Source organism: Streptomyces glaucus, from assembly GCF_039533365.1.
Classification (GTDB): domain Bacteria; phylum Actinomycetota; class Actinomycetes; order Streptomycetales; family Streptomycetaceae; genus Streptomyces; species Streptomyces glaucus.
This window is the reverse complement of sequence record NZ_BAAATK010000045.1, coordinates 1-26,004: the sequence shown is the minus strand read 5'-3', so window position 1 is coordinate 26,004 and position 26,004 is coordinate 1. Positions and strand designations below refer to the sequence as shown.

The following is a 26,004-nucleotide window of genomic DNA, read 5'->3' as shown; positions in this document are numbered from 1 at the left end:
GCGGCGTCAACTCCCTCTTCTCCGTGGAAGATACGGAAGCGGCGCTTCCTCTACCGCACACGGGCGGAGGCGACAAGCACCCCGGAGTGTGACGGGAGTCACCGTATGAGTTTTTGGAACCGCGGTATTTACGCCCCGCCTACAACTGGTCAATTTAATATGTGCAATTGCACTACTCCCGGTCCGCCCCGGAGGGCTCGCGCACAGGGGACCCGATCCCCCCGCCCGGGCTCCGGCAAGGCCGCTCACAGCCCGTCCCGCGAGGCCGGCCGGCGCACAAAAAAGATCGCGCTGGACCCGGCGGAGTCCAGCGCGATCGACGACGCACCCGGTGGGCGGGGAGCCTGTTGGGGCAGGCCCCCACGTCGTGTGGAGCTGTGGTGTCAGGCGCCTCGGCCAGTTGGGGGACCGGCCGGCTCGCCCGGTTGCGCGGCTGTCAGGCCTCGCTGCGCTGCTGCGGGATGCCCGCGAGCAGAGCGCGGACCTCGGCCTCGCGGTAGCGGCGGTGCCCGCCGAGCGTGCGGATCGACGTGAGCTTGCCGGCCTTCGCCCAGCGCGTGACCGTCTTCGGGTCGACGCGGAACATGGTGGCGACCTCAGCCGGGGTCAGCAGCGGCTCGGCATCAGGGGTGCGAGCGGTCATGAGCGGCCTCCTCGGGAGAACCGAACCTTCTCGGTTCTTTCCTCTAAATTCTGCACCTTGACCCGCGTTGCCCGAAATGGCGGACGCGAGTCGAGTCGGTTATAGGACGAACGGCTTGTCCTCGGCACTACAACTACACCATCTGTCCAGCCGCCACGGCCAAACCGATGGAATTGCCCTCCCAGGTGTTCATCAGCGACGGAAGCCGATGGACCATGCCATAGCGGACAGTCACGCCACTGTGACGATCAGTCACAGGACGACCAGGAGCCACAAGACCCCCCAAAGCGTGCAATGCTGAGATTCCGCCCACATCGGGACGGAGGAGCCCTCGCCGGACTCCTTGTCCTATTTTGGCATGAGGAGGGGCAAGGGGCGCAAGGGCGATGTACGTGCGGTCCGTCACGCTTGACGCAAAAGCCCGGATCGGCCTCGACGTCTCTCGTGCCCCCGGTCGGCCTCGCCTTGACGACACCTCAGATCGAGGACGAAACCTCAAAACGAGCGCCAGGTCAAACGCCTGTTCCCCGGCGGCGGCCGACGGCGCCTGATCCGGCGTCAGTTCGCCGACCGGCGGTCCCGCACGGACCGCCACCGCTCCACGAGCCGCCCGTACGCCGCTCCCGCGGCCGCCTCGTCGCCGCGCCGCAGCGCCTCGATGCCCTCGGCCACGTCCGCCGCCGAGTGGTCGGCCTCCAGCTCGCCGGCCGGCAGGGCGTGCACCAGCCCGCCGTAGTCCAGCTCCACGTACGAGCGCGGGTGGAACTCCTCCAGCCAGCGCCCCACGTCCACCAGGCCGTCGATCAGCGGCCCCTCGTCGATGGCCTCCCTGAGCGCCCTGAGCCCCCGTGCCACCCGCCGCCGGGCCTGCACCATCGGCGTGCGGTAGCGCAGCACCGGCGGCGCCCCGCCCGGAGTGTCCGAGCCCCGGTCGTACTCCCGCTCCTCGTCGGAGACCAGCACGAACCAGTTCAGCGGCACCTGCCAGGTCGCCGTGCGGATCCAGGGGCGGGCGTCCGGGTTGCGGACCAGCCAGCGCTCGTAGTCCTGGGCGGCCTGGCGGCGGACCACCGGGGGCAGCACCGCGTCCAGGACCGGCGGGGGCAGCTCCTCGTCGAGCCCGGCGAGGGCCTGCCAGCCGCGCAGCCGGGTCCGCCAGGGGCAGACGCAGACCACGCCGCCGACCTCGATCACGAACGCGTCGTCGCTCTCGTGCACCGGCACCGGCACCGGCGGGGTGGGCAGCAGGTCGGTCAGGGAGCGGCGCAGCTCGTCCTGGTAGGAGGGGCGGTCGGGGCGGCGGGCGTAGCGCGCCCAGTGGCCGCGCTCCGGCTCCGGGAAGGCGGCCAGCGGCTCGTACACGCGCAGGTACGTCGTGTACGGGACGATCACCGAGGACACCTTGGGCACGCCTGCTCCCTCCCCCGCGCACCGCCGTGAAAACCTGCGAGACCCACTCGCAGACACGCGGGAAATCCATGCAAATCGTCGCACGGACGTACTCCATGGGGAGGTGATCCGGAACACGGTGCACCCGACGGGCGCCGCAGGCTCTAATCTCGTGCTCACGGTCCCCGCCCCCGGCCAAAAGCGGGGGGTCCCCCGGGGAACCCGCCTCCACCCGCCGCCGACTCAGGAGTCACCACAGTGACCGACGTGACCAACGGCGTCCTGCACACCCTGTTCCACTCGGACCAGGGAGGTCATGAGCAAGTCGTGCTCTGCCAGGACCGCGCCAGCGGCCTCAAGGCCGTCATCGCCATCCACTCCACCGCCCTGGGCCCCGCCCTCGGCGGTACGCGCTTCTACCCGTACGCGAACGAGGAGGAGGCCGTCGCCGACGCGCTGAACCTCGCGCGCGGGATGTCGTACAAGAACGCCATGGCCGGTCTCGGCCACGGCGGCGGCAAGGCCGTGATCATCGGCGACCCGGAGAAGGACAAGAGCGAGGAGCTGCTGCTCGCCTACGGCCGCTTCGTCGCCTCGCTCGGCGGCCGGTACGTCACCGCCTGCGACGTCGGCACGTACGTCGCCGACATGGACGTCGTGGCCCGCGAGTGCCGCTGGACCACCGGCCGCTCCCCCGAGAACGGCGGCGCGGGCGACTCCTCGGTGCTCACCGCGTTCGGCGTCTACCAGGGCATGCGGGCCTCGGCCCAGCACCTGTGGGGCGACCCGACGCTGCGCGGCCGCAGGGTGGGCGTCGCGGGTGTCGGCAAGGTCGGCCGTCACCTGGTGGACCACCTGCGGGCCGAGGGCGCCGAGGTCGTCGTCACGGACGTGCGCGAGGAGGCCGTGCGGCAGGTCCTCGACCGGTACCCCGAGGGCGTGACGGCCGTCGCGGACACCGCGGCGCTGATCCGCGTCGAGGGCCTGGACGTCTACGCCCCCTGCGCGCTCGGCGGGGCGCTGGACGACGACACCGTGCCGGTGCTGACCGCCAAGGTGGTCTGCGGCGCCGCCAACAACCAGCTCGCCCACCCGGGCGTGGAGAAGGACCTCGCCGACCGCGGGATCCTCTACGCGCCGGACTACGTGGTGAACGCCGGCGGGGTCATCCAGGTCGCCGACGAGCTGCACGGCTTCGACTTCGAGCGGTGCAGGGCGAAGGCCGCCGGGATCTACGACACCACGCTCGCCATATTCGCACGTGCGAAGGAAGACGGGATTCCGCCGGCTGCCGCGGCCGACCGGATCGCCGAGCAGCGCATGGCGGAGGCACGCGGCAGGCGGTGATCCCGGGCGGCCGCGCCCGGGGTACGGCCGGTACCCGCCGGCGGGTCCGTGGAGAGAACTCTCACTTCCACCGGCGGGTCGATCGTCCATAAGTGGTTAAAATCGCGGTTGACCAGCGAGGACGGGGCTCCTCGGAGGTTCTGGGCGCGGGCGCGTCCGGTGGGCGGCGTACCGTATGGGCGTGGGCTCAGGTACCGTGGAAGCCCTACGGATCGGCCTCTCCATGGAGAGTCCGTTCTGGACCATGAACGCGTGTCAAGACTCTGGGGCCGTCGAGCCCCGTCGTTGAGGGGGTCGAGCCATGGGGCGCGGCCGGGCCAAGGCCAAGCAGACGAAGGTCGCCCGCCAGCTGAAGTACAACAGCGGTGGGACGGACCTCGCACGCCTGGCCGAGGAGCTGGGCGCATCGACGTCGAACACGTCGCCGAACGGCGACCGCTTCGAGGACGATGAGCACGACGACGACCTGTACGCACGGTACGCCGACCTCTACGAGGACGACGACGAGGACGAGGACGACCAGTCCCCGCAACACCGTCGCGGCGCTTGACCTTGCACTGAGCACTCACCCGGTCGGTGACTGACGGTCACCGACCGGGTTCTGTGCTACCCGCGGATCTCAGTTCGCGTAGTCACCGACCAGGGCGGCACCGGTGGTGTGCTCGCCCCGGCCCGTGATCTCGCCGGCCACCCAGGCGTCCACGCCGCGGTCGGCCAGGGTCGCCAGGGCCACGTCCACGGACTCCTCCGGCACGATCGCGATCATGCCGACGCCCATGTTCAGGGTCTTCTCCAGCTCCAGCCGCTCGACGGAGCCGGTCCTGCCGACGAGGTCGAACACCGGGGCCGGGGTCCAGGTGGAGCGGTCGACGACCGCGTGCAGGGTGTCGGGGATCACACGGGCCAGGTTGGCGGCGAGTCCGCCGCCGGTGACGTGGCTGAAGGCGTGCACGTCGGTGGTGCGGGTCAGGGCCAGGCAGTCCAGCGAGTAGATCTTCGTGGGCTCCAGCAGCTCCTCGCCGAGGGTGCGGCCGAGCTCGTCCACATGGGTGCCGAGGTCCATGCCGGCCTGGTTCAGCAGGACGTGGCGGACCAGCGAGTACCCGTTCGAGTGAAGTCCGGAGGCCGCCATGGCGACGACGGCGTCACCCTCGCGGATACGGTCCGGGCCGAGCAGCCGGTCGGCCTCCACGACGCCCGTGCCGGCGCCGGCGACGTCGAAGTCGTCCTCGCCCAGCAGGCCGGGGTGCTCGGCCGTCTCGCCGCCCACCAGGGCGCAGCCGGCCAGCACACAGCCCTCGGCGATGCCCTTGACGATGGCGGCGACGCGCTCGGGGTGGACCTTGCCGACGCAGATGTAGTCGGTCATGAACAGCGGCTCGGCGCCGCACACCACGATGTCGTCCATGACCATGGCGACCAGGTCGTGGCCGATGGTGTCGTAGACGCCGAGCTGCCGGGCGATGTCGACCTTCGTGCCGACGCCGTCGGTGGCGGAGGCGAGCAGCGGGCGCTCGTAGCGCTTCAGGGCGGAGGCGTCGAAGAGGCCGGCGAAGCCGCCGAGGCCGCCGAGGACCTCGGGGCGCTGCGTCTTCTTCACCCACTCCTTCATCAGCTCGACGGCGCGGTCGCCCGCTTCGATGTCGACACCCGCTGTCTTGTAGGACGCAGCTGCGTGGCTGGCACCAGTTGTCTCAGGCATGACGAGGAGAACCTTCGTGTCGTACGGCAGGTGGTGCGGGCGCCCTACGGGCGGCGGATGGCGTCGGCGGCGGCCGTGGCGGCGGGCCCGGCGGCCAGCTCGGTCTCCAGAAGCTGCTTGCCGAGGAGCTCGGGGTCGGGCAGCTCCATCGGGTACTCGCCGTCGAAGCAGGCGCGGCACAGGTTCGGCTTGGCGATGGTGGTCGCCTCGATCATGCCGTCGATGGAGATGTACGCCAGGGAGTCGGCGCCGAGCGAGGTGCCGATCTCCTCGATGGTCATGCCGTTGGCGATGAGCTCGGCGCGGGTGGCGAAGTCGATGCCGAAGAAGCAGGGCCACTTCACGGGCGGGGAGGAGATCCGGATGTGGACCTCGGCGGCGCCCGCCTCGCGCAACATGCGGACCAGGGCCCGCTGGGTGTTGCCGCGGACGATGGAGTCGTCGACGACGACCAGCCGCTTGCCCTTGATGACTTCCTTCAGCGGGTTCAGCTTCAGGCGGATGCCGAGCTGGCGGATGGTCTGCGAGGGCTGGATGAAGGTCCGGCCGACGTAGGCGTTCTTCACCAGGCCGGCGCCGAAGGGGATGCCGGAGGCCTCCGCGTAGCCGATGGCGGCCGGCGTGCCGGACTCCGGGGTCGCTATGACCAGGTCGGCCTCGGCGGGGGCCTCCTTCGCCAGGCGGCGGCCCATCTCGACGCGGGAGAGGTACACGTTCCGGCCGGCGATGTCGGTGTCCGGGCGGGCCAGGTACACGTACTCGAAGACACAGCCCTTGGGCTTCGCTTCCGCGAATCGGGAGGTGCGCAGGCCGTTCTCGTCGATGGCGACGAACTCGCCGGGCTCGATCTCGCGGACGAAGCTGGCGCCGGTGATGTCCAGGGCGGCGGTCTCGGAGGCGACGACCCAGCCGCGCTCCAGCCGGCCGAGGACCAGCGGGCGGATGCCCTGCGGGTCGCGGGCGGCGTACAGGGTGTGCTCGTCCATGAAGACGAGGGAGAAGGCGCCGCGCACCTGGGGCAGGACCTGACCGGCCGCCTCCTCGATGGTCAGCGGCTTGCCGTCCTCGTCGACCTGGGCCGCCAGCAGCGCGGTGAGCAGGTCGGTGTCGTTGGTGGCCGCCACGCGGGGGCTGCGGCCGCCCTCCTGCTTGGGCAGGTCGGCGACCATCTCGGCGAGCCGGGCGGTGTTGACGAGGTTGCCGTTGTGGCCGAGCGCGATGGAGCCGTGCGCGGTGGCGCGGAACGTCGGCTGGGCGTTCTCCCACACGGAGGCGCCGGTGGTCGAGTAGCGGGCGTGACCGACCGCGATGTGACCCTGGAGCGACCCGAGCGAGGTCTCGTCGAAGACCTGGGAGACCAGGCCCATGTCCTTGAAGACGAGGATCTGGGAGCCGTTGCTGACCGCGATACCCGCGGATTCCTGGCCCCGATGCTGGAGGGCGTAGAGCCCGAAGTACGTGAGTTTTGCGACCTCTTCGCCCGGAGCCCAGACACCGAAGACGCCGCACGCGTCCTGGGGGCCTTTCTCACCGGGGAGCAGATCGTGATTGAGTCGACCGTCACCACGTGGCACGCCACCGAGTGTAGGCGAGATCGACCACTGGTCCGAATTGGGGATGCGTCCGCGGAAGTGGATCACTGGTCCGCGACGGCCCGGACGCTGGTTCCGTCCTCGCTGGTCAGCGTGAGCGTCCGGTGCTCCACTCGGTAGCCGGACCGGCCGTCGAAGAGGCGCAGCAGCGTCTTCTCGACGGCCATGAGTGAGTCTTCGCACATCATCCGGGTGGTGGACGGAGCGCCGAGGGTGATATGGCCGTCGCGGACCGCGGCCCGGGCGTGCACGCGGTTGCAGCCGAGGCTGCCGGAGACGGTGCCCTTCTCCCCGTCGAAGGCGAGGTGGGCGCGGCCGCCGCCGTCCGGGGCGGTGACGGTCCACCGCGTGCCGTGGAGCGGGGCGTCGCGCCGCTCGGTCAGGCGGACGGTGTCGCCGGCGCCGGTGGTGAGCGTGAGGCGGTCGTCCCGTACCCGGGCCCTGAGTTCGCCGTCGGCGAGGGTGCGGGCGAGGGCGCGTTCGAAGGTCATGGGCCGCTCGCCGCAGGCCGTTTCGGTGGCCGTGGTGCCGCTGAGCCGGACGCGGTCGCCGTCGACGGCGGCCCGGGCGCTGAAGCGGTTGCAGCCGTAGGCGCCCTCGGCCCGCCCGCCGTCGTCGATCGTCAGGTGGGCGGCGGCGGGCGCGCGGTGCGTGGTGCCGTCCACGGTGACGCTGTCGACGCTCCAGCGGACGCCGGTCACGGGCCGTCCGGTGTCCGCCGCGCCGCTGTCCGCCCGCTCGTCGCCGCAGGCCGCCGCGAGCGGGAGGAGCAGGACGGCGGCCGCCAGGGTCAGGTGCTGCTTCTGTCGGTGCATGCCGGTTCGACGGGCGGCCGGGGCGGCCGGTTCCGGTCAGGTCAGGAGCGGGAGGTACGGCTCCAGGTCCGCCCGTTCCCCGCTCGCGCTGACCTCGGCGGCGGCGAGGGCGTCCCGCCACGCCGTCCGCCCGGTCGCGAGCCGGACCCAGGTCAGCGGATCGGTCTCGACGACGTTGGGCGGGGTGCCGCGGGTGTGCCGCGGCCCCTCCACGCACTGCACGACGGCGTACGGCGGGATCCGCACCTCGGTCGTGCCGCCGGGCGCCCTGACGGCCAGCGCGTCGGCGAGCAGCCGGACGCAGGCGGCGAGGGCCTGGCGGTCGTACGGGACGCCGAGGCCGGGGACGGCGGCGTTCAGGTCGTCGGTGTGGACGACGAGTTCGACGGTGCGGGTGACCAGGTAGTCGGCCAGCGGCAGGGCGCCCGCGCCGGTGGGGAGGAGCCGGGTGCCTGGGTGGGTGTCGAGCCGCGCGGCGAGGTCCCGTTCGATGCCGGCGAGGTGGGCGTCGAGGTCCGGGTGCTGCTCGGCGAGCAGACGGGCCCGGTCCGCGATCGCCGCGGAGCCGGCCGAGGTCGCGAACGGCCAGTCGAGCAGCCGGGCGTCCTGCCGGGCGGGCTCCGGCCGGTCCAGCAGCCGGGACACGGCCGACAGCGCCATGCCCGTGTGCGCGATCAGCTCGCGCACGGTCCAGTCGCCCAGCCGGGTGGGCAGCGCGAGCTGTCTGTCGTCGAGCCCGCGCACCGCCTCCCGCAGATTTCCCCACTGCCCGAACACGGCCGCGCGGATCCTGGCGGGGTCGTAGCTGCGGATTCGCTTCTTCGTCGGGGGCATGGCGGTGAGCCTAGTCGGCGCGGAGGGCGGCGGTTTCCGGGGCGTTCCCGGCCGGCCCGCACGGCACGGCCCGGCCGTCACGGGCCGCGCCCGCCTGCGCCCGCTACGGCTCCAGGCGCACCGCGAACGAGTACAGGCGGGTGATCTGGTCGCCGCTGCCGTTGTCGTCGGAGATCAGGTACAGCGGGCGCCAGCCCTGGTAGGGGCCGGTGGTCCACTCCTTGCCGAGGGCCATGCCCTCGGCGTTGTCCAGCAGCGGGTTGCGCGGGTTCGAGCCGGGCGTGGCGACCGCTCCGGGGCCGCCCGCCGGGCAGTCGGCGAGGTCGAAGACGGGGGTCTCCTCGGCGAAGACGTCCGCGGGCAGGTCGTAGAGGGAGTCCTCGTCGGTCACGTCGCGGGCCCCGTCCAGGGAGAGCTGGACGACCCGGACGGCCGTGCCGAGGCCGGCCGTGTACTCCCGTTCCAGGGCGAGGAGTCCCCCCTTGTCGTCGAGGGCGACCAGCTCCACCAGGTGCATGCCGTCCCCGGCGAGATAGGCGTACTGCCGGTCCGGGGTGTAGGTGCCGCCGGGCTCGCCCGTGTAGCGCTGGATGCGGATGACGGCCCGGCCTCGCTGGTCGCCGTCCTTGGCCAGCGGCGCCTCCCAGCCCGCGTAGAGGTGTCTTCCGTTCGGTGAGAGGGCGAGGGACTCGATGCTGCGGCCGGCCTGCGCACTGCCGTGGGGCCAGTACCGCAGCTCCTCGGGGACGGGGAAGTCCCGGCCGATCTGGGTGCCGCTGGCGATGTCGAAGCGGCGGACGGCCGGGCCGGTCTCGGAGCCGATCAGCGCCGTCCTGCCGCCCGGTTCGAGGACCAGCGCCTCGCCGTCGTACCACCGGAACTCGTCGCCGTCCGCGCGGCGCAGCGTGTGCGCGGTGTCGGCGACGGGGGCGAGGTCGAAGGGGGTTCCGAGGTCCAGCGGGAACAGCAGGCCGGGCGAGTTGTCGGCGAGCGCGAGCGCCTTGACGCCGTCCGGGCCCTGGGAGACCAGCGCGAGGGAGGAGAGGCCCTCGAGCGGCTCGTAGTCGACGTTCCGCTTGTTCAGGGCGTCCGAGTGGTCGAGGAGCACCGCCCGGGGCGCCGTGTCGCCGGCCGGCTGCCCGCCGCAGGCGCCGGTCGCGGGCGCGGGGTGGGCCCGCTCCCACCAGTCGACGGCCGGGGGCGCGCCGAGACCGAGGGCGAGGCCCGCCGCTCCGGCCGTCAGCGACCACACGAGGGTGCGCAGGCGGCTGTGGCGCGCCGGGCCGGCGGCGGGCTCGGCGGGAGGGAACAGCGGCGGGAGGACGGCCACGTTGCGGACGAAGTCCAGCCCGCCGACCCCGTTGCGGTCCTCGTCCTGCGGCTCCTGCGGCATCTCGGGCCGCATGGCCGTGATGCGCGCCTTGACCGCCTGGAAGAGGGTGTGCAGCCCCAGCATCTCGGGCCCGTCCGGCAGCCCCTGCCGCATGACGTCCACGAGCGCCCCGGTGAAGACCGTGCAGCGCCTGGGGTCGGGGGCGTGCGAGGGCCGGTCGCGCGGGGCGGAGGTCATGACGTACGAGCCCTCGACCCCGCGCAGCGTCTCCACGGCCACCCGGCCGCCCTGCCGGCCGCGGTCGGCCCCGGCCATCTCGGTGAGCACCTGGCCGCTGAAGCAGCAGTCGAGGATCAGTACGCGGCGCAGCGCGCTGCCGGTGTCGCGGATGGCCCGGCGGACGTCGCCGGCCCGCACGCAGGTGTCCGGCTGGTCCTCCGCCGAACCGGGCAGGGTGAGCAGCAGTTGTCGCTCGTGGCGGTCGAGGAGGCCGTGTCCCGCGTAGTAGACGATCAGCGTGTCCTCGGCGAGGAGCCCGGCCTGACGGATCGGGCCGACCAGGTCGGCCGGGGCCGCCGGATTGGCGACCGTGACGATCCTGTCCTCGGGGATCCCCCAGATCTCCTCGTCCGTGAGCACGGCCCGCAGTTCGACGAGGTTGTGGCGGACGCTGCGCAGCGAATCGAGGAGCGTGTAGTCGTCCACGCCGATCAGCACGCAGGCGGAGCGGCGGGGGTCGATCCGGGCGGAGTGGTCGCCGGCCGGCGCGGCTCTCGCGGTGCCGCGGGGCGTGGTCACGGCCGGTCCCCGCCCGCGCCGCCGTCCTCTCCGGCGTCGCCCGCCCCACCGGCGTCGCCCGGGCCGGCGCCGTCGTCGGGGGCGTCGCCCGCGGGGGCGCCGCGAAGCCTGCGCAGCAGTGCCTCGGCCTCGGCGGGGTCCGCGCCGACGACGTGGACGGTGACGGGGGGCGTGCGGTGTCCGTGGCTGCGCCGCCAGGCGAGATACGACAGCGGGAGCTGGGCCAGCCCGGTCGCCGTGGAGATCACCGCCAGGATCGTCTCGAGGTCCGGCCCCATGCGCCCGGGGACGTCGGCGGCGATCCGCTCCAGGCGGACGTGGCCGCGCAGCGACCGGTCGTCCGTGAACCAGTCGAGCAGCGAACGGAGTTCTTGTCCGGCATCCGGCCCGGCCGCCTCGAACCTGACCTGTAACCGGCTGTCCATCGGCCCTGACCCGGGGGCTCGTGCCTCACTCACGTCTTCAGGTTGGCACAACCACCCCACCGGTCAAGGGCGTTCGGGAAACTTCGCGGGCAACGCTCCGGCGTGGAGTACGGCCGGACGGCGGGCCGCCGCCCCAGGCGCGCGACGCGGACCTGGAGCGGCGGCCCGGACCTCCGGAGGCGGCGTCACGCCAGCAGCGCCGGGATCGTGCCCTCGTGCGCCTCGCGCAGCTCGGCCAGGGTGAGCGTGAACTCGCCCTGGACCTCGACCGTGTCGCCGTCCACGACACCGATGCGGGTCGCGGGCAGGCCGCGCGCACCGCACATGTCGGTGAAGCGGAGCTCCTCCGAGCGCGGCACGGCGACGATCGCGCGGCCGGCCGACTCGGAGAACAGGAAGGTGAAGGCGTCCAGCCCGTCCGGTACGACCAGACGCGCGCCCTTCCCGCCGAGCAGCGCCGACTCGACCACGGCCTGGACCAGGCCGCCGTCGGACAGGTCGTGCGCGGAGTCGATCATGCCGTCGCGGGAGGCGGCGATCAGGATCTCGGCGAGCAGCCGCTCGCGCTCCAGGTCGACCTCGGGCGGCAGGCCGCCCAGGTGGTCGTGGATCACCTGCGACCAGGCCGAGCCGCCGAACTCCTCGCGGGTGTCGCCGAGGAGGTAGAGCAGCTGGCCCTCCTCCTGGAAGGCGACCGGCGTGCGGCGGGCCACGTCGTCGATCACGCCGAGGACGGCGACGACCGGCGTCGGGTGGATGGCGGCCTCGCCCGTCTGGTTGTAGAGCGAGACGTTGCCGCCGGTCACCGGGGTGCCGAGCTGCCGGCAGGCGTCCGCCAGACCGCGCACGGCCTCGGCGAACTGCCACATGACCGCCGGGTCCTCGGGCGAGCCGAAGTTCAGGCAGTCGGAGACGGCGAGCGGCCTGGCGCCGGTGGTGGCGACGTTGCGGTAGGCCTCCGCCAGGGCCAGCTGCGCGCCCGTGTACGGGTCCAGCTTGGCGTACCGGCCGTTGCCGTCGGTGGCGATGGCGACGCCGAGACCGGTCTCCTCGTCGATGCGGATCATGCCGGAGTCCTCGGGCTGGGCGAGGACGGTGTTGCCCTGCACGAACCGGTCGTACTGGGAGGTGATCCAGGACTTGGAGGCCTGGTTGGGGGACGCGACCAGCTTCAGGACCTGGTCCTTCAGCTCCTCGGACGTCCGCGGGCGCGGCAGCTTGTTCGCGTCGTCCGCCTGGAGGGCGTCCTGCCAGTCCGGGCGGGCGTACGGGCGCTCGTACTCCGGGCCCTCGTGGGCCACGGTCCGCGGGTCGACGTCGACGATCTTCTCGCCGTGCCAGAAGATCTCCAGGCGGTCGCCGTCGGTGACCTCGCCGATCACGGTGGCGATGACGTCCCACTTGTCGCAGATCTGAAGGAAGCGGTCGACCTTGTCCGGCTCGACCACCGCGCACATGCGCTCCTGCGACTCGCTCATGAGGATCTCCTCGGGCGAGAGCGTGGAGTCGCGCAGGGGGACGTCGTCCAGCGTCACGCGCATGCCGCCGGAGCCGTTGGAGGCCAGCTCGCTGGTGGCGCAGGACAGGCCGGCCGCGCCCAGGTCCTGGATGCCGACGACCAGCTTCTCGGCGAACGCCTCCAGGGTGCACTCGATGAGGAGCTTCTCCTGGAAGGGGTCGCCGACCTGGACGGCGGGGCGCTTGGACGGCTTGGCGTCGTCGAAGGTCTCCGAGGCCAGGATCGACGCGCCGCCGATGCCGTCGCCGCCGGTGCGGGCGCCGTACAGGATGACCTTGTTGCCGGCGCCGGACGCCTTGGCGAGGTGGATGTCCTCGTGCCGCATCACGCCGATGCAGCCGGCGTTGACCAGCGGGTTGCCCTGGTAGCAGGCGTCGAAGACGACCTCGCCGCCGATGTTGGGCAGGCCCAGGCAGTTGCCGTAGCCGCCGATGCCGGCGACGACGCCCGGCAGCACCCGCTTGGTGTCGGGGTGGTCGGCGGCGCCGAAGCGCAGCGGGTCGACGACGGCGACCGGGCGCGCGCCCATGGCGATGATGTCGCGGACGATGCCGCCGACGCCCGTGGCCGCGCCCTGGTAGGGCTCGACGTAGGAGGGGTGGTTGTGCGACTCGACCTTGAAGGTGACCGCGTAGCCCTGGCCGACGTCGACGACGCCGGCGTTCTCGCCGATGCCGACGAGCAGGGCGTCGCTCTCGGGGGCCTTCTCGCCGAACTGGCGCAGGTGGACCTTGGAGGACTTGTACGAGCAGTGCTCGGACCACATCACCGAGTACATGGCGAGTTCGGCGCCGGTGGGCCGGCGGCCGAGGATCTCGACGATCCGCTCGTACTCGTCCTTCTTCAGGCCGAGTTCGGCCCAGGGCAGCTCGACGTCGGGGGTCGCGGCCGCGTGCTCGACCGTGTCCAGGGGGGTCTTGCTCATGCGGTGACCAGCCTCTTGAGGATCGAGGTGAAGAACGGGAGGCCGTCGGTGCGGCCGGTGCCGATCAGCGGCTCCACGGCGTGCTCCGGGTGCGGCATCAGACCGACGACGTTGCCGGCCTCGTTGGTGATGCCGGCGATGTCGTTGAGCGAGCCGTTGGGGTTGAAGTCCAGGTAGCGGAACGCGACCCGGCCCTCGGCCTCCAGCTTGTCCAGCGTGTACCGGTCGGCCACGTAGCGGCCGTCCATGTTCTTCAGCGGGATGTGGATCTCCTGGCCGGCCGCGTAGTCGGCCGTCCAGGCGGTGTCCGCGTTCTCCACCCGCAGCTTCTGGTCGCGGCAGATGAAGTGCAGGTGGTCGTTGCCGAGCATGCCGCCGGGCAGCAGGTGGGCCTCGGTGAGGATCTGGAAGCCGTTGCAGATGCCGAGGACCGGCAGTCCGGCCTTCGCCTGCTCGATGATCGTGTCCATCACCGGGGAGAAGCGGGCGATGGCGCCGGCGCGCAGATAGTCGCCGTAGGAGAAACCACCGCACAGGACCACCGCGTCGACCTGCTTCAGGTCCTTGTCCTTGTGCCACAGGGCGACGGGTTCGGCACCCGCGAGACGGATCGCGCGCTGCGTGTCCCGGTCGTCCAGACTGCCCGGGAAAGTGACGACGCCGATACGAGCGGTCACTTCGCGGCCTCCGCGACTTCCTCGACCCGGACGGTGAAGTCCTCGATCACGGTGTTGGCGAGGAAGGATTCCGCAAGATCGTGGATGCGGGCGAGCGCGGCCTCGTCGACCGGCCCGTCAACTTCGAGTTCGAATCGCTTTCCCTGACGTACGTCGGAGATCCCCTCGAAACCCAGCCGCGGCAGTGCGCGCTGCACCGCCTGGCCCTGGGGGTCGAGGATCTCCGGCTTGAGCATGACGTCGACTACGACGCGTGCCACTGGCACTCCCGGTGTGTGGTGCTGAGCAGGTTCCTTCAGACTACCCGCACAAAATTTCTACGCGGGTAGAGTTGTAGGAAACTACGTGAGCCCTGTCACGATCGGGTCTCGCCCGGGCCTCTTCGTGAAAAGTTCCGGGAAAGTTCCGGGAACCACCCGGGGTCCCTATTGCGCCACGGACACGCGGGAGGATTTAGTCGAGCTTCACGTGGCAATGCCAGGCACTGTACAAATGAATTGGCGCGAGCCGACGCTTTGCCCAATAACAGACGGACAGCCGACATCTCCGCGACGTCTTTGCACGTCGTCGCGGACAAGATGTCGCACGAAGGGACCGGTATTCGTGGCGCAGAAGGTCGTGGTCACTCTCTTTGACGACATCGACGGCTCGGAAGCGGCGGAGACGATCGCCTTCGGACTCGACGGCAAGTCGTACGAGATCGATCTGAGCGAAGCCAACGCCGAGCAGCTGCGCAAGGCGCTCGCGCCGTACGTGGCGGCCGGCCGCAAGCGGTCGCGGTCGGGCCGGACGTACCAGCAGACGGAGGTGGCCCCCGATCCGGCGGCCGTCCGGGCCTGGGCCCAGGCCAACCGGATGGAGGTGCCCGCGCGGGGCCGGATCCCCAAGAGGGTCTACGAGGCGTTCGCCGACGCCCGGTGAACCGCGGTCGGCGGCCGCCCGCCCGCCCCTCGCGGCAACCGACTTGCGCAGCACCCCTGCTGATCAGCTAAAGTCTGGAGCACGCCGAGGGGCGAGGCCGAAAGGCCCGGCCCACGGAGTCACGCGGGTGTAGTTCAGTAGTAGAACATCCCCCTTCCAGGGGGAAGGCGCAGTGTGCGATTCCTGTCACCCGCTCTGCACCGCCGTACGGACCACTCCGGTGGATCAGGTAGGCTGGTGCTCGCACCGATCGGTGGAAGCCGGTCGGGAGCAATGCGGACGTAGCTCAGTTGGTAGAGCGCAACCTTGCCAAGGTTGAGGTCGCGAGTTCGAGCCTCGTCGTCCGCTCGGGAAAAAGACCCCGGTCCATCGGACCGGGGTCTTTTCGTGTGTGCCCTTTCCCGTCCGTCTGACATTTGTCATGTCCGGTGATGACAGCGCGCACTGCCCGCCCGCCCCGCCCGCCGGGACGATCGGGTCATGGAAGCGAACGGACACGAGCACGTGATCGAGGTCACCGACCTGCGGCGTGTGTACGGGGGCGGGTTCGAGGCGGTGCGCGGAGTGAGCTTCTCGGTGCGCCGCGGGGAGGTCTTCGCGCTGCTGGGCACCAACGGCGCGGGCAAGACGTCGACGGTCGAGCTGCTGGAAGGCCTGGCGCCGCCGGCCGGCGGACGGGTGCGCGTCCTCGGGCACGACCCGTACGCGCAACGGGCCGCCGTGCGGCCCCGCACCGGGGTGATGCTGCAGGAGGGCGGCTTCCCCTCCGAACTGACCGTCGCGGAGACCGCGCGGACGTGGGCGGGCTGCGTCAGCGGGGCGCGCCCGCCGCAGGAGGTGCTGGCGCTGGTGGGGCTGGCGGGGCGGACCGGTGTGCGGGTCAAGCAGCTGTCCGGGGGCGAGCGGCGGCGCCTGGACCTGGCGCTCGCCCTGCTCGGCGACCCCGAGGTGCTGTTCCTCGACGAGCCGACGACCGGACTGGACGTCGAAGGACGCCGGGACACCTGGAAGCTGGTGCGGGCACTGCGCGACGGCGGCACGACCGTGCTGCTGACCACGCACTACCTGGAGGAGGCCGAGGCGCTGGCCGACCGGCTGGCGATCCTGCACGAGGGACGCATCGCCGCCGCCGGCACCCCGGCCGAGGTCACCGCCGCCCAGCCGTCCCGGATCACCTTCGAGCTGCCCGAGGACCACTTCCTCGGTGACCTGCCGCCGCTCGGTGAACTGGGCGTGTGCGGACACGAGATCGAGGGGCGGGTCGTACGGCTGCGGACGCACGAGCTGCAGCGGACCGCCACGCGGCTGCTGACCTGGGCCGACCGGGCCGGTGTGGAGCTGCGCCGGCTCGACGTGCGGTCGGCCTCGCTGGAGGAGGCGTTCCTCGGGATCGCCCGGGAGGCGTCCGCGAAGACGGGGACACGGGAGTACGCGGCATGAGCGACACCACCACACTGGCGAGCCGGATGGCGGCGCTCGCGCGCGCCGAGCTGACCCTGCTGGGACGCAGCAGGGGCACGCTCGTCGCCGCCCTGTTCGTGCCGCTGGTGCTGCCGGTCAGCGTGCGCTCGGCGACCGAGAAGATGGACCTCGAGGAGGCCGGGCTCACCGTCGGCACGGTGGTCCTGCCCGCCGCGATCGGCTTCTCCCTGCTGTTCGCCGTCTACGGGGCGCTCGTCGGCGTCCTCGTCGCCCGCCGCGAAGAACTCGTCCTCAAGCGGCTGCGCACCGGGGAGCTGCGGGACGCCGAGATCCTCGCCGGGTCCGCGCTGCCGGCCGGCGCGACGGGGCTGGTGCAGTCGCTGCTGCTGGCGGCCGGCTGCGTGGTCCTGCTGGACATGCCCGCGCCTCCGGCGCCGCACCTGGCCGTCGTGGGACTGCTGTCGGGGCTGGTGATGTGCGCCTCGCTCGCGGCGCTCACCGCGGCCTTCACCAGGACGACCGAGAGCGCCCAGGTCACGCCGATGCCGCTGATGCTCGTGTCGATGCTCGGCTCCGGGATGACCGTCCCCCTGGAACTGCTGCCCGACCGGCTGGCCTCCTTCTGCGAACTGCTGCCGCTGACGCCCGTGATCACCCTCGTGCGCGGCGGCTGGACCGGTGACCTGTCGGCGTACGAGGCGGTCGGTCCCGTGCTGACCGCGCTGGCCTGGACCGCTCTGGGCGTGTTTGCTGTACGGCGGTGGTTCCGGTGGGAACCGCGGCGCTGACCGTGCCGCGGCCGGACGCGGGGAGGGATGCGGTGCTGGGCCGGATACGGGGATGGCAGCGAAGCCAGTGGCACGAGCGCAGCAAGGCCGAGCAGGTGGAGCTGCAGTACCGGCTCGTGTGGCAGTGCTCGATCTGGTTCTTCTACGTCGGCTGGTGCGCGGCGCCCCTGCCGTCCGCCCTGCGGGACCGTCCGCTGGACTGGGCGCTCGGCGGGCTGCTGCTCGTCCTCGGCGCGGCCCAGGCCTTCTTCGGCAACCGGCTGCAGCGGCAGGCGGTCGACGCCTACCTGGGCCGGGGCGGGATGCCGCGGCGCGGGCTCGCCGAGTCGGCCGCGCTGCTGGGCGCGGTGCTGGCGGTGACGGTGGCGCTGCAGGTCGTGCACGGCATGGACGAGGGGGTCATCGGCTTCGTCACCCTCTACGCACTGCTCCCCTTCGGCTGCGCGTACTGCCTGGTCGTGCCGGTGCGGCGGTTCCTCACCCGGTTCGGCGCGGCCGGCGCGGCGGTCGTGGCCGCGCACGCCGCGGCCACCGACATCACCGGGATCGGGCTGGCCGCCCTGGCGGGGCTGGTGCTGCTGACCACGGGCATGGCCCTGCTGATGTCGCGGTGCGGGACCTGGACGCTGGCCGTGCTGTGGGAGGCCGAACGGGCCCGCGAGGCCGAGGCGCGGCTCGCCGTCGCCGAGGAGCGGCTGCGGTTCGGGCGGGACCTGCACGACGTGATGGGGCGGAACCTGGCCGTGATCGCCCTCAAGAGCGAGCTGGCCGTGCAGCTCGCCCAGCGGGGGCGGCCCGAGGCCGTGACGCAGATGATCGAGGTGCAGCGGCTGGCGCAGGAGTCGCAGCGGGAGGTGCGCGAAGTGGTGCGCGGCTACCGGGCGATCGACCTCGGCGCCGAACTCGCCGGGGCGCAGGGCGTGTTGGCGGCCGCCGGCATCGACTGCACGGTCACCGGATCCGCCGGCGGACTGCCGGCGCCGGTGCAGTCGGCGCTGGGCTGGGTCGTGCGGGAGGCGGCGACCAACGTGCTGCGGCACGGTGACGCGCGGCACTGCACGGTACGGCTCCGGGTGTCGCAGCGGCGGGCGGTGCTGTCCGTGGAGAACGACGGGGCGCCGGAGGAGGCCGGCGACACCGGGTCCGGGCTGGCCGGGCTGCGGGAGCGGCTGGCGGGCATCGGCGGGACGCTGCGTGCCGGACCCGCCGGGCGGGGGCTGTTCCGGCTGACCGCGGAGGTACCGCTGCCGGTGGGAGCACCCGGTCCCGAGCCCGCCGTCCGTCGTCCTGTGAGCGAGGTCACCCCATGACGTCTCCCGTGCCGTCCGCGCCGCCCGTCCGGCTCCTGCTCGCCGACGACGAGCACCTCATCCGGGGCGCGCTCGCCGCCCTGCTGTCCCTGGAGGACGACCTGACGGTCGTCGCCGAGGCCGCCACCGGGCCCGAGGCGCTGGCGATGGCGCGGGCGCACGCGCCCGACGTCGCCGTCCTGGACCTGCAGATGCCGGGCGCGGACGGTGTGCGGGTCGCCACGTCCCTGCGCGCCGAACTGCCCGCCTGCAAGGTGCTGATCGTCACCGGTCACGGGCGGCCCGGGCACCTGAAGCGGGCGCTCGCGGCGGGTGTGCGGGGGTTCGTCCCGAAGACCGTCAGCGCACAGCGGCTCGCCGAGATCATCCGGACCGTGCACGCCGGAAACCGTTACGTCGATCCGGAGTTGGCCGCCGACGCGATCTCCGCCGGGGACTCGCCGCTGACCGCGCGTGAGGCGGAGGTGCTGGAACTGGCCGCCGACGGGGCGCCCGTCGCGGAGATCGCCGAACGGGCCGCGCTGTCACCGGGGACCGTACGGAACTATCTGTCGTCGGCCACCTCCAAGCTCGGCGTGGAGAACCGGCACGCGGCGGTGCGTCTCGCACGCGAGCGAGGTTGGGTATAGTTGCTCTCGCGCCACGGCGCAACGCGGACGTAGCTCAGTTGGTAGAGCGCAACCTTGCCAAGGTTGAGGTCGCGAGTTCGAGCCTCGTCGTCCGCTCCACGTCAGGACACAGCGAAGGCCCCGGTCGACGACCGGGGCCTTCGTCGTGCGGCCGGTCAGCTCCAGGCGGTGCCGGTCAGCCGCTCGTACGCCTCGACGTACTTGGCGCGGGTCGCCTCCACCACCTGCTGCGGCAGCGGCGGCGGGGGCTGCTCGCTCCCGCGGTCCCAGCCGGACTCCGGCGAGGTCAGCCAGTCGCGGACGAACTGCTTGTCGTACGACGGCTGCGCCCGGCCCGGCTGCCACTGGTCGGCCGGCCAGAAGCGGGAGGAGTCCGGGGTGAGCACCTCGTCCGCGAGGACCAGCCGGTCGCCCTCGAAACCGAACTCGAACTTGGTGTCGGCGAGGATGATCCCCCGGTCGCGGGCGATGTCGCGGGCGCGGGAGTACGCGGCGAGGGTCGCCTGGCGCAGCCGGGCCGCGGTGTCCGCGCCGACCTGGCGGGCGACCTCCTCGTAGGAGACGTTCTCGTCGTGCTCGCCGACCGCGGCCTTGGTGGCCGGGGTGAAGATCGGGGCGGGGAGCTCCGAGCCGTCGACGAGGCCCTCGGGGAGGGCGAGGCCGCAGACGGTGCGGGACTCGTCGTACTCGGCCAGGCCCGAGCCGGTGAGGTAGCCGCGGGCCACGCACTCCACGGGGACCATCCGCAGGGACTTGCAGACCAGGGTGCGGCCCGCCCAGTCGGCGGGGGCGCCCTCGGGCAGCTCGGTGCTCAGCACGTGGTTCGGCACCAGGTCGGCGAGCTGGTCGAACCACCACAGGGAGAGCTGGGTGAGGATCCGGCCCTTGTCGGGGATCTCGGTCGGCAGCACCCAGTCGTAGGCGGAGATGCGGTCGCTGGCGACCATCACGAGGTCGCCCGCCTCGTTCTGGTACAGCTCGCGCACCTTTCCGGTGTGCAGGTGCACCAGGCCCGGAACCTGGATCGGCTCGGGCTTTTCGACGAATCCGGACACGGTTCCTCCCCGTGGTTCTGTCCAATGGTCCCGATTCTCCCGTACCGGGGGGTGACCGGAGACATCGGGTTCCCGCACGGGGCGGCGGATGGGGCGTGTTCCGGCGGGGGCCGGTCGGGGAGCGCGAGCGGGGCGGTCGCGGGGGCGGCGGGCCCGGCGCGCGGCGGCCGCGGGGGGCCAGGGGTCAGTCGCGTTTGCAGATGCGGTCCAGGAGGTTGGCGGTGGCGCGCTGGATGCGGGCGTCGACGTGTCCGGGGCGGTCCAGGGCCGGGGACCAGGCGAACGTCCCGGACGCGAAGACCCAGGCGCCGGACGGCGCGCGGTAGAGGGACGTCTCCTGGTGGCGCGGGACGCCCTCGCCGTCGGTGTAGGGGGAGTGGGCGAGCAGGACGCGCTCCTCGTGGTCGGGGAGCGGGGTGCGCGGGAAGTAGCGGTCGGCCTCGCCCGCCACCAGTCCGTCGATCTCGTCGCCCTCGCCGGCGCCGGTCGCCTCCCAGACCCAGTGGCCGGCGTTGCGGACGATCAGCGGGTGCGGCTCGGGGACCTGGCCGGCGTACTGGATGCCGAGCAGTTCCTGTTCGGGGCGGTCGATCTCGCGCCAGAGGACGGGTTTGCCCGGCCCCCTGCGTTTGCGGCAGGTGAGCAGCCGGTCGGGGGTGCCGGACGGGGACGGGCCCAGTTCCACCTGCCAGTACAGGGTGTTGGCGGAGAGGAAGACCAGCGAGGTGCCCTGGTCGCGGGCGCGTTCGACGGTGCGGCGCATGGGGAGCGACCAGTACTCGTCGTGGCCGGGGAAGACCAGGCCGCGGTAGCGGGTGGGGTCGACGTACCCGGCGTGCAGATCGCGGGCGTCGGCGTAGGCGAGGTCGTAGCCGTAGCGCTCGGCCCAGCGGATGACGTCGTAGGCGTGGCCGACGTGCAGCGGGAGGCCGGCGCCGGCGTACGGGCGGTCGAAGGAGACCGTCGTCGCGGCGTCGGCCTCGCCCAGCAGCCGGCCGTTCTCGTCCCAGGCGTGGTAGAAGCTGGCGCCGGTGCGGCCGTCCTCCGGGTAGAGGTTGTACGCCTGCCAGGTGATGTCCGGCAGGACGAGCAGCAGGTCGGCCGGGTGGGCGTCGCGGACGGTGAAGGGGACGTGGGAGCGGTGACCGTCGGCGGTGGTGAGGACGGCGACGTACGCGCCGACGCTCCAGTACGACGGGATCTGCAGCCGCCAGGACAGCCACCAGTGGTGGCAGGAGACCGTGCGGTCGGCCGTCAGCGGCCGGGGCTGGACGATGCCGGACAGCCGGGGGCTGGTGGTGATCTTGGCGGCCCCGTCGCCGCCGTAGTGGCCGATGCGGTAGACGTCGACGGCGAATTCCTGCGGCGGGTCGACGGTGACGTGGAAGTCGACGGCCTCGCCGGGCGCGACCGCGCCGGTGGAGGCGAAGCCCTTGATCTGCTGGTGGACGTCGTCGGCGGCGCGGGGCTCGCCGGTGGAGCGGCGCTCGTCCGCGTACCAGGGGACCACCAGGCCGGTGTCGTCGAAGTACGTCTCGCCGCCGCGTAGCCAGGGGACGGGGCCCTGCCCGAAGGGATCCGTCACGGCGTGCGCGCGTGCTCCCGACTCCCAGCGGCGGATCTGCTCCGGCCCCATGGGTGATTCCCCTCCCTCGTGCCCCGTGGTCGGCTGTGGCGTGTGCGTGGCGGCCCGCGGTGACCTCGGGCCGTTCACGGACTCGCTCGCGGGTGGACGGCGACTGTGGCGGCTGTCCTGTGCCGCCTGTCTTTGCCATGAGCGCGATCGGTCTCAGCACATCACATAACGCACGCCTGTTTTCACCGTTCGTCGCAAATCGACAGGAAGTGGAACGGAAAGCTCCGATTTACGGAGGGCGCGGGGGTGGGGCCTCAGACCAGCCGTACCGGCTTCTCCGGGCGTATGCCCAGCTCGGCCAGCCAGGCGCGCAGGGGAGCCGGGTCGCCCGACTCGACGAGGGCGAGGACTCCGGGGGCCAGGTCGGCCGCCCGTTGCCCATTGATCATCAGGGACGGGCCGTCGAGCCAGTCCAGGCCCGGGGTCGCGCCGGCGGTGTCCATCGCGGCGCAGCACACCATCGCGGTGATGTGGTCGGTCAGGAGTTCGCGGGCGGTGCGCGGCGGCTGGAGCGGGAAGAGGGGGAGCGCCCGGTCGTCCCGGAGGGGCGTGTCGGGGACGGTGCGGCCGGCGCCCGCCGCCTCGGCCGGTACGGCCCGGGCGGCGGCCTCCTCCCGGGCCAGCTCGGCGCTGAGCCCCGCGGCCAGGGCGGCGCTGCGGGGGGTGGTGCCGGAGAGGTCCTCCTCCTCGGCCCGCCTGGTGGGGGGAAGGGGTGGGGCGGGAGGAACGGCGGGGGCGGCGGTGACGGGGTCGGCGAGCCGGGAGGGTTCGGCGGGTCCGGGCGGATCGGCGGATGCGAAGGGACGGGGCGGCTCGGTCCGGGCTCTCCGGCTCGCGTGGTCCGTCCGGGTCCTGGTGGCGGGCGGATCCGTGAGGTGGTCGAGGACGCGGGTCAGGGTGGGGCCGTCGGCGTGCGGACCGGCGCTTCCGGGGGCGCGGCGGACGCCCAGGGTGTCCAGGACGCGGTGGAGGCGGGCCGCGTCGGTGCGCCACTTGCGGTCGACGACCTCCTCCGGGTATTCGTCCCACTCCACCGGGGACCAGTCCGGGCCGGGCTCGGCGGGGCCGCCGTGGAAGAGCCGGGCGGCGAGGAAGGAGACCGCCTCGTCGACCGTGCCGGGCTCCTCCAGCAGGTCGCAGGCGGGGCGCTCACCGAGGCGGGAGGCGAAGCCCTCGGCCAGGCGGTCCCGGCGGGACAGTTCCGTGAGCGCCGCGACCACGCCCGCGTCCAGCCGGGCGGGCCAGCGGCCCGTCCGCCAGGCGGGCAGCGCCACGCGGGTGAGCAGCCGGTCCCAGCCCGCGTACGCCAGCCCCACCTGTTCCTGGGCGACGATGCGCAGGCCGTAGTCCACGGCCTGCGCGCGTTCGGCGGCGGCGGCCGCGACCCCGCGCTCCATCTCGGTGGCGTGGCTCTCGCAGCTGCGCAGCAGGAGCCGGGACACCCAGCCGACGCCCGCGCACACCGCCCGGGACGCGGGGCAGCGGCCGCGGTCCGAGGTCACCGCCACCGCGGCGTCCAGGCCGCGGACGAAGCGGCGGGCGGCGGCTATGTCCGGGTGCGCCGACGGCTCCGTACCGGCGACGACCGGGGCGAGGACCGCGCGCAGCTCGCCGACGCGCATCCACCACAGGAACGGGGAGCCTATGACGAGGACGGGCGCGGTGGCGGACCGGCGGCGGGGGAATCCGCCGGCGCCTCCCGTCCGGTCGGGCTCCTCCGGCGGGGGCGGGCCGTGGGCCGGGTGGGTGCGGTCCTCCAGCCAGCTGTCGCAGTCCGGGGTGAGCGCTATCGCCGACGGGGCGGGCACGTCGAGCCGGTCGGCCAGGTCGCGCACCATCCGGTACAGGTCGGGCGCCGACTCCTCCGGGACCGGGACCGTGGGGCTCATGGCGGGGCGGGCGCGGGCGACGATCAGGGCGATGCCGCCGGCGGCGAGCAGCACGAGGAGCGCGAGGACGGTCACGGTCCACCGGGCGGCCTCCCAGCCCGGGCCGACGAGGTGGCCGGTGGAAGCGCCGGCGAGCAGGATCACGGCGGCGGCCGCGGGCAGCAGCGCGACGGCCAGTGCCCGGCTGCGCATACGCAGCACGGCCACCGCTCGGGAGCGCGCGGCCTGCGCGCCCGCCTCCACACCCGTACCGGTCACAACCGGATCTCGCCCCCTTCCAGCCGTCCTGGCGCCTTCCTGGTGTTGCCCACTCCCCCACTGTGACACCCGCCACTGACATCGCAATGCCGGTGGGCCAAGTGCCGGACCGCTTGCGCCGCACCCTAGTTGGGGCCTCCACCCCCGTCAGCCGTATAGGTCATCGGTCACTCGATGGAATGGCCCTGGGGAGAGGTGGGTGACGGACAGCGAGGGCCGGGCCCCGGTTCCGGCCCCGGTCCCGGTCTCCGCGGCTACGGTTCCGGCTCCGGCTCCGCGCGAAAGGCTCCGGCTCCGCGCGAAAGGCCCCGGATCCTGAGCTTGCGATCCGGGGCCCGCGGGGGTTCGTCGGCTTCGGCGGGCGGTGCGGCGCCCGTCGTGGAGTGTCCGGCGACGGCCGGGAACGGACTATGCCTGCGCCGCCGCCTTCGCCGCGATGTCCGTACGGTGCCGGGAGCCGTCGAGGCGGATGCGGGAGACGGCGCGGTAGGCGCGGTCGCGGGCCTCGGCGAGGTCCTTGCCCGTGGCCGTGACGGACAGGACGCGGCCGCCGGCGCTGACGATCGCGTCGCCCTCGCGCCGGGTGCCGGCGTGCAGCACGTAGGCGTGCGGGGCGTCCTGGGCCGCCACCTCGTCGAGGCCGGTGATCGGGTCGCCGGTGCGCGGGGTGCCGGGGTAGTTGTGCGAGGCGACGACCACCGTGACGGCCGCTTCCTCGCTCCAGCGCAGGGGTTCGAGGTCGGCGAGGTTGCCGGTGGCGGCGGCCATCAGGACGCCGGCGAGCGGCGTCTTCAGGCGGGCGAGGACGACCTGGGTCTCGGGGTCGCCGAAGCGGGCGTTGAACTCGATCACGCGGACGCCGCGGGAGGTGATCGCCAGACCGGCGTAGAGCAGGCCGGAGAAGGGCGTGCCGCGGCGGCGCATCTCGTCGACGGTCGGCTGCAGAACCGTCTCCACGACCTCGTCGACCAGCTTGGGGTCGGCCCACGGCAGCGGCGAGTACGCGCCCATGCCGCCGGTGTTCGGTCCCTCGTCGCCGTCGAGGGCGCGCTTGAAGTCCTGGGCGGGCCGCAGCGGGAGGACGGTCTCGCCGTCGGTGATCGCGAAGAGGGAGACCTCGGGGCCGTCGAGGTACTCCTCGACGACGACCCGCCCCCGCTGCCCGGACGGCGCCCCGATGCAGGCGCCGGCGTGCGCCCTCGCCGTCTCGACGTCGCTCGTGACGACGACGCCCTTGCCGGCGGCGAGCCCGTCGTCCTTGACGACGTACGGGGCGCCGAAGGCGTCCAGGGCCGCGTCGACCTCCTCGGGCGTCGTGCAGACGTAGGAGCGCGCCGTCGGGACCCCGGCCGCCGCCATGACGTCCTTGGCGAAGGCCTTGGAACCCTCGATGCGGGCGGCCTCCCCGGAGGGGCCGAAGACCGCGATGCCCGCCTCGCGCACGGCGTCGGCGACCCCGGCCACGAGGGGGGCCTCCGGGCCGACCACGACCAGGTCGACGCCGAGTTCCCGGGCCAGGCCGGAGACGGCCTGGCCGTCCAGGGCGTCGACCCGGTGCAACTCGGCGACCTCGGCGATGCCGGCGTTGCCGGGGGCGCAGTGCAGCGCGGTGACGTCGGGGTCGAGGGACAGGGAGCGGCACAGGGCGTGTTCGCGGGCGCCGCTGCCGATGACGAGGACCTTCACGGGGTCAGCCTAGCGGGAGCCGGTTTGTGCGGGTCGCCGAGGGAGCCGGGAGGGGGTGTCCGTACGTTCCTCCAAGAGGGGGCGGGCGCCGGGCGGCGGCGCCTGTGGCCCGCCGCCGTCCTCCGGGGCTCGCCGGCCGGTGCCCGGCCCGGCCGGCAGCCGGCGGGCCTACTCGTTCACGAACTCCTCCACCACGGTCGCCCCCAGTTCCCGCACGATCAGTTCCTGACCGGAGAGGGCGGACTCGTCGAGGTCGGGGTCGTCGTCCTCGGGGATGTCGTCCTCGGGGGAGACCGGGGGCGGCTCCGGGGCGGAGGGCCGGGGCGCGGGAGCCGGAGCGGCCGCCGCGGCGGTGGGCGGGGCTGCGGCCACCGGCGCCGCCGGACGGGGCGCCGGGGAACGCGGCGCGGG

At 73.0% G+C, this 26,004-nt stretch carries 22 protein-coding genes, 3 tRNA genes and 1 pseudogene; 10 read left to right on the top strand and 16 right to left on the bottom strand.

Translation table 11 applies throughout. The features are described from left to right. Positions 1 to 436: 436 nt before the first annotated feature. Both bldC and ABD363_RS26005 read right to left on the bottom strand, forming a co-directional pair. Positions 437 to 643 (bottom strand): developmental transcriptional regulator BldC, encoded by a 207-nt coding sequence (gene bldC / locus ABD363_RS26010; protein ID WP_003949541.1) that lies wholly within the window; start codon positions 641 to 643, stop codon positions 437 to 439. Positions 644 to 1,201: 558 nt separating this feature from the next. Continuing rightward, positions 1,202 to 2,053 carry a DUF8083 family protein gene (locus tag ABD363_RS26005; protein ID WP_344607742.1) on the bottom strand — a complete coding sequence of 284 codons (852 nt, stop codon included), beginning with the start codon at positions 2,051 to 2,053 and terminating at the stop codon, positions 1,202 to 1,204. 237 nt (positions 2,054 to 2,290) lie between these two features. On the opposite strand from ABD363_RS26005, the gene ABD363_RS26000 reads away from it, so the two are divergent. Both ABD363_RS26000 and ABD363_RS25995 read left to right on the top strand, forming a co-directional pair. Further along, entirely contained in the window at positions 2,291 to 3,379 is a 1,089-nt protein-coding gene (locus ABD363_RS26000; protein ID WP_344607740.1) for a Leu/Phe/Val dehydrogenase, read from the top strand. Positions 3,380 to 3,680: 301 nt separating this feature from the next. Then, positions 3,681 to 3,929, top strand: a complete 249-nt coding sequence (locus tag ABD363_RS25995; RefSeq protein ID WP_344607738.1) for a DUF3073 domain-containing protein — start codon at positions 3,681 to 3,683, stop codon at positions 3,927 to 3,929. A 69-nt stretch (positions 3,930 to 3,998) separates the two neighbouring features. Here ABD363_RS25995 and purM read toward each other — a convergent pair whose 3' ends face one another. From purM to purS, 9 genes are all read right to left on the bottom strand, one after another. Next, positions 3,999 to 5,081: a phosphoribosylformylglycinamidine cyclo-ligase gene (gene purM / locus ABD363_RS25990; RefSeq protein WP_344607736.1), complete on the bottom strand. Its 1,083-nt coding sequence runs from the start codon at positions 5,079 to 5,081 to the stop codon at positions 3,999 to 4,001. A 44-nt stretch (positions 5,082 to 5,125) separates the two neighbouring features. Continuing rightward, positions 5,126 to 6,655: an amidophosphoribosyltransferase gene (gene purF / locus ABD363_RS25985; RefSeq protein ID WP_344607734.1), complete on the bottom strand. Its 1,530-nt coding sequence runs from the start codon at positions 6,653 to 6,655 to the stop codon at positions 5,126 to 5,128. Positions 6,656 to 6,717: 62 nt separating this feature from the next. Continuing rightward, positions 6,718 to 7,488 carry an META domain-containing protein gene (locus ABD363_RS25980; protein ID WP_344607732.1) on the bottom strand — a complete coding sequence of 257 codons (771 nt, stop codon included), beginning with the start codon at positions 7,486 to 7,488 and terminating at the stop codon, positions 6,718 to 6,720. Between the two features lie 36 nt (positions 7,489 to 7,524). Next, positions 7,525 to 8,322: a maleylpyruvate isomerase family mycothiol-dependent enzyme gene (locus tag ABD363_RS25975; RefSeq protein ID WP_344607730.1), complete on the bottom strand. Its 798-nt coding sequence runs from the start codon at positions 8,320 to 8,322 to the stop codon at positions 7,525 to 7,527. A 103-nt stretch (positions 8,323 to 8,425) separates the two neighbouring features. Next, complete coding sequence (locus ABD363_RS25970; RefSeq protein WP_344607728.1) at positions 8,426 to 10,453, bottom strand: caspase, EACC1-associated type; 2,028 nt, start codon at positions 10,451 to 10,453, stop codon at positions 8,426 to 8,428. Next, a complete protein-coding gene (locus ABD363_RS25965) occupies positions 10,450 to 10,878 on the bottom strand; it encodes an effector-associated constant component EACC1 (RefSeq protein ID WP_344607726.1) in 429 nt (142 codons plus the stop codon). The genes ABD363_RS25970 and ABD363_RS25965 overlap by 4 nt, the downstream gene beginning before the upstream one ends. Before the next feature lie 185 nt (positions 10,879 to 11,063). Then, positions 11,064 to 13,322 carry a phosphoribosylformylglycinamidine synthase subunit PurL gene (purL, locus tag ABD363_RS25960; RefSeq protein ID WP_344607724.1) on the bottom strand — a complete coding sequence of 753 codons (2,259 nt, stop codon included), beginning with the start codon at positions 13,320 to 13,322 and terminating at the stop codon, positions 11,064 to 11,066. Next, a complete protein-coding gene (purQ, locus tag ABD363_RS25955; protein WP_344607722.1) occupies positions 13,319 to 13,999 on the bottom strand; it encodes a phosphoribosylformylglycinamidine synthase subunit PurQ in 681 nt (226 codons plus the stop codon). Before purQ ends, purL begins: the two co-directional genes overlap by 4 nt. Further along, on the bottom strand, positions 13,996 to 14,259 hold the full coding sequence (gene purS / locus ABD363_RS25950; protein WP_006133353.1) for a phosphoribosylformylglycinamidine synthase subunit PurS: 264 nt from the start codon (positions 14,257 to 14,259) through the stop codon (positions 13,996 to 13,998). Before purS ends, purQ begins: the two co-directional genes overlap by 4 nt. 343 nt (positions 14,260 to 14,602) lie before the next feature. Between purS and ABD363_RS25945 the strand changes: the two genes are divergently transcribed. From ABD363_RS25945 to ABD363_RS25910, 8 genes are all read left to right on the top strand, one after another. Beyond that, positions 14,603 to 14,920 (top strand): histone-like nucleoid-structuring protein Lsr2, encoded by a 318-nt coding sequence (locus ABD363_RS25945; protein WP_344607720.1) that lies wholly within the window; start codon positions 14,603 to 14,605, stop codon positions 14,918 to 14,920. Positions 14,921 to 15,043: 123 nt separating this feature from the next. Further along, positions 15,044 to 15,115 (top strand) — tRNA-Gly (locus ABD363_RS25940). Positions 15,116 to 15,195: 80 nt separating this feature from the next. Further along, positions 15,196 to 15,268 (top strand) — tRNA-Gly (locus ABD363_RS25935). 132 nt (positions 15,269 to 15,400) lie between these two features. Next, the gene (locus ABD363_RS25930) at positions 15,401 to 16,360 is read left to right on the top strand and encodes an ABC transporter ATP-binding protein (protein WP_344607718.1); all 960 of its coding nucleotides are present in this window, start codon (positions 15,401 to 15,403) and stop codon (positions 16,358 to 16,360) included. Continuing rightward, complete coding sequence (locus ABD363_RS25925) at positions 16,357 to 17,130, top strand: ABC transporter permease (RefSeq protein ID WP_344607716.1); 774 nt, start codon at positions 16,357 to 16,359, stop codon at positions 17,128 to 17,130. The genes ABD363_RS25930 and ABD363_RS25925 overlap by 4 nt, the downstream gene beginning before the upstream one ends. Beyond that, positions 17,112 to 18,440: a sensor histidine kinase gene (locus ABD363_RS25920; RefSeq protein ID WP_344607714.1), complete on the top strand. Its 1,329-nt coding sequence runs from the start codon at positions 17,112 to 17,114 to the stop codon at positions 18,438 to 18,440. The genes ABD363_RS25925 and ABD363_RS25920 overlap by 19 nt, the downstream gene beginning before the upstream one ends. Further along, on the top strand, positions 18,437 to 19,069 hold the full coding sequence (locus ABD363_RS25915) for a response regulator (protein ID WP_344607712.1): 633 nt from the start codon (positions 18,437 to 18,439) through the stop codon (positions 19,067 to 19,069). The genes ABD363_RS25920 and ABD363_RS25915 overlap by 4 nt, the downstream gene beginning before the upstream one ends. Before the next feature lie 23 nt (positions 19,070 to 19,092). Continuing rightward, positions 19,093 to 19,168: transfer RNA gene (locus ABD363_RS25910), tRNA-Gly, on the top strand. Between the two features lie 56 nt (positions 19,169 to 19,224). On the opposite strand, the gene ABD363_RS25905 is transcribed toward ABD363_RS25910, so the two are convergent. The 5 genes and pseudogenes from ABD363_RS25905 to ABD363_RS25885 all read right to left on the bottom strand — a co-directional run. Continuing rightward, complete coding sequence (locus tag ABD363_RS25905; RefSeq protein ID WP_344607710.1) at positions 19,225 to 20,124, bottom strand: phosphoribosylaminoimidazolesuccinocarboxamide synthase; 900 nt, start codon at positions 20,122 to 20,124, stop codon at positions 19,225 to 19,227. Between the two features lie 184 nt (positions 20,125 to 20,308). Further along, a complete protein-coding gene (locus ABD363_RS25900) occupies positions 20,309 to 21,760 on the bottom strand; it encodes a N,N-dimethylformamidase beta subunit family domain-containing protein (protein ID WP_344607708.1) in 1,452 nt (483 codons plus the stop codon). 254 nt (positions 21,761 to 22,014) lie between these two features. Beyond that, positions 22,015 to 23,907 (bottom strand): M48 family metalloprotease, encoded by a 1,893-nt coding sequence (locus ABD363_RS25895; RefSeq protein ID WP_344607706.1) that lies wholly within the window; start codon positions 23,905 to 23,907, stop codon positions 22,015 to 22,017. Between the two features lie 408 nt (positions 23,908 to 24,315). Continuing rightward, complete coding sequence (purD, locus tag ABD363_RS25890; RefSeq protein WP_344607704.1) at positions 24,316 to 25,593, bottom strand: phosphoribosylamine--glycine ligase; 1,278 nt, start codon at positions 25,591 to 25,593, stop codon at positions 24,316 to 24,318. A 168-nt stretch (positions 25,594 to 25,761) separates the two neighbouring features. Beyond that, positions 25,762 to 26,004, bottom strand: a pseudogene (locus ABD363_RS25885) (DNA polymerase III subunit gamma and tau); the annotation flags it as partial.